7 protein-coding genes are annotated in these 8,555 nt (G+C 71.5%); 5 read left to right on the forward strand and 2 right to left on the reverse strand.

Annotated elements, in window-relative coordinates; translation table 11 throughout:
- Positions 1-152: 152 nt before the first annotated feature.
- Positions 153-701 carry an SMI1/KNR4 family protein gene (locus tag KDL01_RS36325; protein ID WP_212533245.1) on the forward strand — a complete coding sequence of 183 codons (549 nt, stop codon included), beginning with the start codon at positions 153-155 and terminating at the stop codon, positions 699-701.
- Here KDL01_RS36325 and KDL01_RS36330 read toward each other — a convergent pair whose 3' ends face one another.
- Positions 702-1,097 carry a RidA family protein gene (locus KDL01_RS36330; RefSeq protein WP_212533246.1) on the reverse strand — a complete coding sequence of 132 codons (396 nt, stop codon included), beginning with the start codon at positions 1,095-1,097 and terminating at the stop codon, positions 702-704. It abuts the gene before it with no gap.
- Positions 1,098-1,169: 72 nt separating this feature from the next.
- Between KDL01_RS36330 and KDL01_RS36335 the strand changes: the two genes are divergently transcribed.
- Positions 1,170-2,072: a LysR family transcriptional regulator gene (locus tag KDL01_RS36335; RefSeq protein ID WP_212533247.1), complete on the forward strand. Its 903-nt coding sequence runs from the start codon at positions 1,170-1,172 to the stop codon at positions 2,070-2,072.
- A gap of 1 nt (position 2,073) precedes the next feature.
- Here KDL01_RS36335 and KDL01_RS36340 read toward each other — a convergent pair whose 3' ends face one another.
- Complete coding sequence (locus tag KDL01_RS36340) at positions 2,074-2,991, reverse strand: hypothetical protein (RefSeq protein WP_212533248.1); 918 nt, start codon at positions 2,989-2,991, stop codon at positions 2,074-2,076.
- 166 nt (positions 2,992-3,157) lie between these two features.
- Between KDL01_RS36340 and KDL01_RS36345 the strand changes: the two genes are divergently transcribed.
- The 3 genes from KDL01_RS36345 to KDL01_RS36355 all read left to right on the forward strand — a co-directional run bounded on the left by KDL01_RS36345 (position 3,158) and on the right by KDL01_RS36355 (position 8,383).
- A complete protein-coding gene (locus KDL01_RS36345) occupies positions 3,158-4,453 on the forward strand; it encodes a DUF2716 domain-containing protein (protein WP_212533249.1) in 1,296 nt (431 codons plus the stop codon).
- A gap of 131 nt (positions 4,454-4,584) precedes the next feature.
- On the forward strand, positions 4,585-5,487 hold the full coding sequence (locus tag KDL01_RS36350) for a hypothetical protein (RefSeq protein ID WP_212533250.1): 903 nt from the start codon (positions 4,585-4,587) through the stop codon (positions 5,485-5,487).
- A 259-nt stretch (positions 5,488-5,746) separates the two neighbouring features.
- Positions 5,747-8,383, forward strand: coding sequence for a helix-turn-helix transcriptional regulator (locus tag KDL01_RS36355; RefSeq protein ID WP_212533251.1), 2,637 nt, complete (start codon positions 5,747-5,749; stop codon positions 8,381-8,383).
- Positions 8,384-8,555: the final 172 nt, after the last annotated feature.

Consider the following 8,555-nt stretch of genomic DNA (forward strand, 5'->3'; position numbering starts at 1 on the left):
GCCCAGCCCCCACTCGACCCGGGCCCACGCCCGTACACGGTGGACGGCGATTCCCCGGTGGAACGCGCGATCAGGCTCGGGCTGGGGCGGTGAGTGCGGCCGCGCCGCGGTCAGCGGATGAATGTCGGAGCACCGTGATACCCATCTGACTCATGGACACCGACAAGCCCGATCCGGCCGACCTGGCGATACTGCGAAGCGTTTTCGAGTCCGGCACGCCGTCGGGCTGGCCGGCGGTACATGCGTTCGAGGAGCAGCACGGAATCGTTCTCCCCGAGCCGTACCGGACGTTCGTCGCCGAGATCACCGATGGTGCGAGTGCGGGGCCGCCGAGCTACGGGCTCGTCGAGTTGGGGAAGGTTCCGCTCGGCGGGGGCGAAGGCCCAGCCGTGGGTGAACTGGCCAAGCCGTTCCCACTCACCGAGACCTGGGTGTGGGAGGCCGAGGATCGACCCTACGAGGAACTCGCCCCACTTCTGGAACCCGTTCACCGTCACGGCTCGATCGTGCTGGGTACGGACGGCTGTGGCATGGACTGGCTTCTGATCGTCACCGGCCCTCACCGCGGGCACGTCTGGAACATCTCCGGTGAAGGGGCGAGCCCCTTCGGCGCCGAGTTCGGTCACACCACTGGGCGCTCGGGTTTCATCGGTTGGGTCCGGCACTGGGCCGAGGACGAAGACTGGTGGGACGACCTCTGATCACGAGGGGCCCTGCCGGCGGCGCGCGTACACCTCGATCTCGATCTTCATGCGCGGGTCGGCGAGGCCGCAGACGAGCATCGTGGCGGCGGGGCGGATCTCGCTGAAACAGCGGCGCAGGGTCGGCCAGCAGGGTTCGAAGTCTTCGCGGTCGGGCAGCAGGTAGCGCACGCGCACCACGTCGGCGAAGCCGCTGCCGGCCTCGGCCAGAGCGGTGCCGATGTTGCGCAGACACTGTTCGGCCTGCTCGACCACGTCGTCGGAGATCGTCATCGCCGCGTAGTCGAATCCGGTCGTGCCGGAGACGTGCACCCAGTCGCCGTCGACCACGGCCCGGGCGTAGCCGATCTGTTCCTCGAAGGTCGAACCGCTGAGAATCGCCTGCCGCTGCGTCATGCCGAGAACGCTAGGCAGGCAGCGGTGATACGTCCAATATGTTGACACAGCCTGTGTGATATCTCTTGGGATATGAACCGGCCCGACCTGCCCCTTCCACAGCTGCACGCGTTCGTCGTGCTCGCCGAGGAGCTTCACTTCGGGCACGCCGCGGCCCGCCTCGGCATCGCGCAGCCGCCGCTGAGCCAGCAGATACGACGGCTGGAGGACCGTGTCGGGCACGCGCTGTTCACGCGCGGGCCGGGGCGGGTCGGCCTGACGCCGGTCGGCGAGGAGCTGCTGCCGGCCGCTCGCAGTGCCCTGAGCACGCTCACCGACGCGCTGGCCGCGGCGCGCGCGGTGGGGGAGGGGCGGGCCGGCACGCTGCGGATCGGGTTCGCGGCCTCGCTGGCGCTGACCGTGTTGCCCGCGCTGCTGCGCCGGTTCCGTGAGCAGGTCCCCGACGTGCAGCTGCACATTCAGGAGATGACCACGGCGCCGCAGCTCGCGGCTTTGCGGGAGCGAAGCCTGGACGTCGGGCTGCTGCGCGAACCCGGCGACGACGACTCGGAGCTCGCGTTCCGGACGGTGCTGCGTGAACCGTTCGTCGCCGTCCTGCCCGTCGGGCATCCACTCGCAGGACACGAATACGTCCGCGTCGCGCAACTCGCGGACTCGCCCTTCGTCCTGCTGCCGCGGCACGTCGGCCCGCGCTTCCACGACCAGATCGTCGGCCTGTGCGTCGAGGCCGGCTTCACGCCCAGGATCACCCAGCACGCGGTGGAATGGCAGACCGTCTGCGCCCTCGTGGAAGCCGGACTCGGCGTGTCCATCGCGCCGGCGAGCATCGCGCGGATCCGCCTGGAGGGCATCGTCTTCCGCCGACTTGACCCCGACAAGCTGCGCACCCGCGTCGCGGTCGGCCGGCACCGCGAACATCGCAGTCCACTGATTGACCCGCTGCTGGCCGCCCTCGCCACCGACTTCGACACCTGATCTACGTCGTCTTCCGCGGCCGCTGCGGCTTCTTCGAGGTTTGCGGCGCCTGCAGAGGGACGCCGAGTCGATCGGCCAGCTCTTGCGCCTGTGCCCGCGTGAAGAAGGAGACGTCGACACCGAGCAGCGTCGACTTGTTGGCGGCCCTGAGGAGGAACCACTTCTGCCCGTACACGATGTCGGCGATCTCGGAGCGCGACACGAACTTGTTTCGGTCGCGGGTGCCCTTGAACACCGTGTCGTCCGTGACGACGAGAGTATTGGTGCCCAACCAGCGTGCACTGACGAAGACGAGGATGGCGTACCCGACGATCAGGAGGATCCCGATAGGCCACTTGCCGTCGATGGCGCTCCATGCTCCGCCGCCCAGGCCCAGGAGAGCAAAGAGCCCTGCGAGGAGCATGAACATGCGCTTCTTTCCCGGGTCGGGGCGCAGCACGAACGCGCCCGGGATGTCCCGGACCTCGGCCACGGGCGCCGCCGTGGGGGTTCCGGTGAACGGCACGTGGAGGTAGTCCGCCACCTCCGCCGCCTGTCGGCTCGTCAGAAATGCGGGTATCCGGAGCAGCACCTGCTCGTCGCGCCCCATCAGCTCCCCGAACTCGCCTCGGTAGCGCACGAGGACGACGTCACGACGCCGGATGCTGCGCGCGGGCGTGCGCGCCGACCCGGTCGCCACGAGGTCCGCGGAGATGTACAGGGCGCTGTTTCGGGCAATCATCAGCAAAGGGACGGCGACGAGGATCATGACCAGAACCGCCAGTGCCGCGTTGGTCGCGCTGGGCTCCATGAGCAGAACCCCGACGGCGGCCGCGAGCCCGGGCACCATGGACCCGCCTGCGAGCAGCGCGTAACCTCGGCTGCGGAAATTCGGCATCCATACGGCCCTGGCGCCGTTCTTCGTCTCGATGACGCGCAAGCGTGACTCGCCCCCTGCTTGTGGCACTCCCCTGACTCGTGTGCCCCGTACGCACCAAGCCGAAGCCAATATCCCGCTCGCGTTCTCGGGTGTCAACGTAAGAAGCGCGCGGACCTGGGAATCGAAATCGGTGGTCGTGTGGGCATGGCCGTGCTTGAATGCCGCCGTGGGCTTGGGCGCGGGGGAACTGCTGGCAGCGCACGATCGGAGCCTGCGCGGCCACGTGCCGGTGCCGGCACGGTTCGGCACCGTCGTCGAACATATAGGGCCACTGATTCTCACGCACTATGGCACGCACTGCACCGTCGACCACCGTGCCCTGGACGCGGGTGATTCGGCCTCGGCCGCACGGCTTACGGAATCGGTGCAGGAGTCCGCAGCCGCACGCGTGGAGCCCGTGGAGTGGCGCGTGTTCGCCCACGACGCGGCCGCCTCGCATCTGAGCGCCGTGCTCGACGCGGCGGGATTCACCGTGGGCGGCGAACGCAGCGTCCTGATCGGCGAGGTCACGGAGCTGGATTTCCCTCAGCCGCAGGCGGAGTGGAAAGTCGAGTCCGTCCGCTGGGACGAACCACAGGTGCTGCAGGCGCTCGATCTGTCCGCCCGCTCCGGCCCCCATCGGGTCCCCTTGGCGGCCTGGTACGAGCTGGGCTCCGCCCCGTATTGGGATGTCGATGTCCGTGTACTGACCCGCGCGGGGAAGGTCGCCGCGGCCTGCTGGCTGGAGAACGTGCGGGGCACCGAGTTCGTGACGCTCGGCGGTTTGACCGCGGCCCGCCCCGAGCTGCTGGCACGACTGCCGCTGTGGCGGTTCCGGCTGCCGGCGAAGCGGTTCCTGGTCGCCGACGCCGACGCCGACACCGACACCGACGGATACGCCGACGGGGAGGTGCGCAGCGTTCTGCTTTCCGCCGGGTTGCGCGAGGTCACGTCCGTCCGATCCCACCGCTGGACCCCGCCGGGCGAGCCCGCCACGAGTGTGCCGGCGAGGCGCTCCCGCCACGACGCGGACACCAGGCGGATCGCGAAGCGCGGCGAGGCCCGAATCGGGTTCGACTATGCCGGCGGCAGCGGGCGCTACAACCCGCCGATGGACTCGCGCCGCTGGTTCTACGGGATGCTCGACGGCCCGGACGATCCGGCGATCGCGGCCGTGGAGGGCGTCATCGAGCGGGGCCTGCGCGCCTGCGTCCGGCCCGGCGCATGGGTGTACGAGTGCCGCCCCTATCTCAACGGCTGGGAGTTCGACCCGCACCGCGTCGGCGGCCCGGGTCAGCTCCCCTGGCCGGGATGCGCGGTCGCCGACTCCGAGTTCCAGTTCCTCACCACCGCCGACGCCCGCCTCGGCACCTTCGGCCACTACGTCGAACAGACCCTCGTCGTCTTCGGGGACGGTCTGCTCGCGCAGGTCGCGGACGACTTGGACCGGATCCTGGGCGGCGGGTCCTGGGCCTTCGGCTGAGGACGGGGCCGCGCGGCGCAGCTGCTTTCCACTCGCTAAATAATCTTCGAACTCATACAACCGGACTCATGGCTCATGCGTGACAGCTGTGCGAGCGCCACAGGGGACGCTTCGTCCGGGAGGGAATCACCATGAGCAAGAGTGCTATCGGCATCACGCTGCTGTCCGCCGCCGTCCTCGGCGCTGCCGCTGCCTGCGCCGGACCGGCGCCGGCTTCGAACCCGACCACGAGCGCGGCGTCTGCTTCTCCTTCACCTGCGACGACCGCGGCCGCGCCCGAGGCGTCCGGCATCACGGCCACGTTCGCGACGGCCACGTCCGCGACTGCCACGTCCGCGACTTCCCTGGCAGCCGCCACGTGGGCGCCGAAGCCGGGCACGTATGTGGCGGGGGCGTGGCTCGCGGTCGAGCAGATGCCGTTGTACCGGGCCGGGGTGACGGCGTGGGCGTACAACACGTTCAACTACGGGACCCGTCTCGGTGGTCACGTTTATCTGTCCCCTGCCGGTCACCTCACGGACTGGTGTGACGAGGAGATGAGCTACTCCGGCGACCTGACCGGTCTGGAGAAGGGCCTGGCCGGTTCCCAGTATCAGGCCTTCACCGGTCCCAACTCCGACAAGGTGCTGCCCAACGGCACCATCCCGTACCTCACGGCCCAGAGCGCGTACTTCTACGGCGGTGCCGCCGAGGCCCAGGCCGCGATGGACGGGCTGGCCGCCGACTTCGCGGGGTGCGCGGCCAGGGGCACCGGTACCGACCCGACCACCGGCAGTTCTCTGGTCGCCACGACCGAGCGGACCGTGGCGCAGTCGGGTGCGGAGTGCTGGAGCCTGTTGTTCTCCGGCAGGAGCAGCACGCGCAACGGCGGCACCCTCGACCACGACTGCTTCGTCCGGTCCGGCGACGTGATCGAGGAGGTCCACCTCCACGACAACGAGGACGGTTCCTTCACCACCCAGAGCTTCGCCGCCGTCGACAGCACCTTGATTTCCGAGCTCCGGCAGGACCTGCGCGCCTACCCCGGAAACTGACACTCGACCGGACCTCGCCCACCGCAGCCGCGCCCGGCGCCCCACGGCCGCCGGCGCGGCTGCGCGTCGCCGTACCTCGCGCGGAGCAAGGCACGTGGCCGCGGGACTCGAGGGTGGCTGCGGCCATCTCTATATAAGGGGCCCGGAAAGCCGTACCATTCCTGCTGCCGTGTGGTGGTGGTCCCACGGCTCTTGGGTGTGGATCAGGGCACGTGCATGGGCATGTACGTGTACGTATGTTTCGGTGCGGGAGTGCGTCGTGGATGTGGTGTCCCTGTGGCCGTTGACCGCGCGTGCGGCCGAGCTCGAGGTGTTCGGCCGGGTGTGGGGCACCGCCAGGGGGCGGTCCGTGGTCGTGTTCGGGTCGGCCGGGGTCGGCAAGACCCGGCTGGCCGAGGAGTTCCTCAGGCGGGCCGCGCCGGGCGGGGTGCCGAGGGTGCGGGCCACGGCGTCGGCGGCCGCGGCGCGGGTTCCGCTGGGCGCGATCGCGCACCTGCTGCCGGCCGGGGTGGATCTGGCCGATCCGGTGCGCGGGTTCGCGCAGGTGGCGAGCGTGCTCGGCGGGTCGGGGCCGGCCCGGGTGGTGATGGTGGACGATCTGCACTGGCTGGACGCCGCCTCGGCCATTCTGCTGCGCCAGCTGCTGGACGCCGGGTCGATCCGGCTGATCGGCACGGTGCGGGCCGGGGAGCCGGTGAACGAGGCGGTCGAGCTGTTGTGCGCCGACGACGCGGTGTGCCGGATCGACCTCGCGGCCTTCAGCCTGCCCCAGGTCGAGCAGGTGGTGCGGGCGGCGTTGGGCGGCGTGGTGGGGCGCCAGACGGTGCGCAGGCTGCACGACTCCAGCGGTGGCAATGCCCTGTATCTGCGGGAGCTGGTCTCCGGCGCCCTGGCCGCGGGCGCGTTGGCCAGTGACGGGGAGATCTGGGAGCTGGCCGAGGGGCGGATGGCCGGGACCCCGCGCCTGGTCGAGCTGATCGACGCCCGGTTGCGCTCGGCCGGGCCGCAGGGCCGCGCGGTGCTGGAGCTGCTGGCCTTGTGCGAGCCGGTGCCGCTGGCCGACGCCGAGGCGGTGGCCGGGATGGACGCCCTGGTGGACCTGGAGGCGGCCGGGCTCATCCGCACCCGCACCGACCGCTTGGGCACCGAGCTCTCGCTCGCGCATCCCCTGTACGCGGAGGTGATCCGCGCCGACATCGCGCCGCTGCGGCGTCGCAGGCTGCTGCTGGAGCAGACCGGCCGGGCCCGGGCCGACGGCGCCGCGCACGGTCTGGACACCCGGCGGATCGCGGCGTGGCAGCTGGAGGCGACCGGGCAGGCCGAGCCCGCGCTGCTGATCGAGGCCGCCGCGCTGGCCCGGCACGCCCACGACTACGTGCAGGCCAGGGATCTGCTCCAGGCGCTGGCCGAGGACGACCACACGACCTCGACCCGGGTGATGCTCGGGGAGGCGCTGTGGCAGCTCGGCGACGCGGTGAAGGCCGACGCGGTCCTGGCCGCGGCGGCGTCCGCGGCGACCGACGAGTACGAGTTCCTCGCCGTCACGATGACGCGCGCCGCCAACCGGTTCTGGGGCGAGGGCGACCGCCGCGGCACCTTCGAGCTCTTCGAAGCGGCCAGGGACCGGGTCACCGACCCGGCGTGTCTCAAGAGCCTGCGCCACGTCGAGGGGACGATGCGGATCAGCGCGGGCGATCCCCGGCGCGGGCTGGCGCTGCTCGAGGATCTCGCCGAGGAGGTCGAGGGCGCGGGCGACCCGGTCGCCTGGCTGAACGCGGCCTCGGCCATCCCGGCCGGGCTCTCCCACGTCGGACGTACCGCCGAGGCCATGGCCTGGGCCGAGCGGGCCCACCGGGTGCATCTGGGGATCGCCGACAAGGTCCTGTTCGCGCACCCGGCGTCGCAGCTGATCTCCGGCGTCGTCGCGCTGACCGCCGCGGGGCGCCTGGCCCAGGCGCGTGAGACGGCGGAGGCGGCCGGCGCCGAGCTGGCCGAGGCCCACGCACCGGCCATCAGAGTGTGGATGATCGTCTATCTCGGCTGCCTCGAACTGCTGGCCGGCCGGGTCGCGGACGCACGCCGTTGGTTCGCCGAGGTCGCCGCCCTCGCCCGCGGCCTGTCGCGCACCAGCGCGATGAATCTGGCGCTGGTCGGCCTGGCCCTGTCCGCCGCGCTGCTGGGCGACGTCGATGCCGCCGAACTGGCCGCCGCCGAGGCGAACGCGCACCCGATTCAGCCCGCCTTCGGCCACTGGAACGCGCTCGCCGAGGCGTGGCTGCACGTCGCTCACCGCCGCGACCCGCGCGAGGCCCGATCGCTGCTGGCCGACGCGGCCGAGCGGGCACGTGACAGTGGCCTGCTGCTCGGTGAGGCGCTGCTGCTCGCCGACCTGGCGCGGCTGGGCGGCGCCGCGCAGGCCGCGCCGCGGCTCGCCGAGATCGCAGAGTTCTTCGACGGCGCGCTGATTCCGGCGCTCGCGCATCTGGCCGCCGCGTTGGCCGCGGACGAGCCGGCGCCGCTGCTCGCGGCGGCCGGTGAACTCGCCGCGCTCGGCGCCGACCTGATGGCGGCTGAGGCGGCCACCGCCGCGGGCGCCGCGTACACCAGATCGGGCGACCCGCGCCGGGCGGCCGCCGCGGCCCAGGACGCCCGCCGCCACCTCGAACGCTGCGGCCAGGACCATCCGCGCACGCCGCTGCTCCAGGTGTCCCAGGCCACCGCGTCACTCACCGAGCGCGAACGCGAGATCGCCCAGATGGCCGCGCACGGCATCCCCAGCCGGGAGATCGCCGAGACGCTGCACGTGTCGGTGCGCACCGTGCAGAACCACCTGCAGCGCGCGTACACCAAACTCGGCGTCACCAACCGGGGGGAGCTCACCCGCGCGCTGCGCTGATCACGGACCATGGACCGCCTTATGCCGGACGCCTGAAGTCGGACCGCCGCGTGCGGTCACCCGGCACGATGCTCGCAGCGCCCGCCGCGGCGGGCGTGAGTAGCGGTTACTCATCTCGCCGATTGCGCCCGTGCCTACACTGAGCGTGGGTGGGTGGGCCGCTCCTGGAGGG

This window comes from Actinospica durhamensis, assembly GCF_018139695.1.
Lineage (GTDB): Bacteria > Actinomycetota > Actinomycetes > Streptomycetales > Catenulisporaceae > Actinospica > Actinospica durhamensis.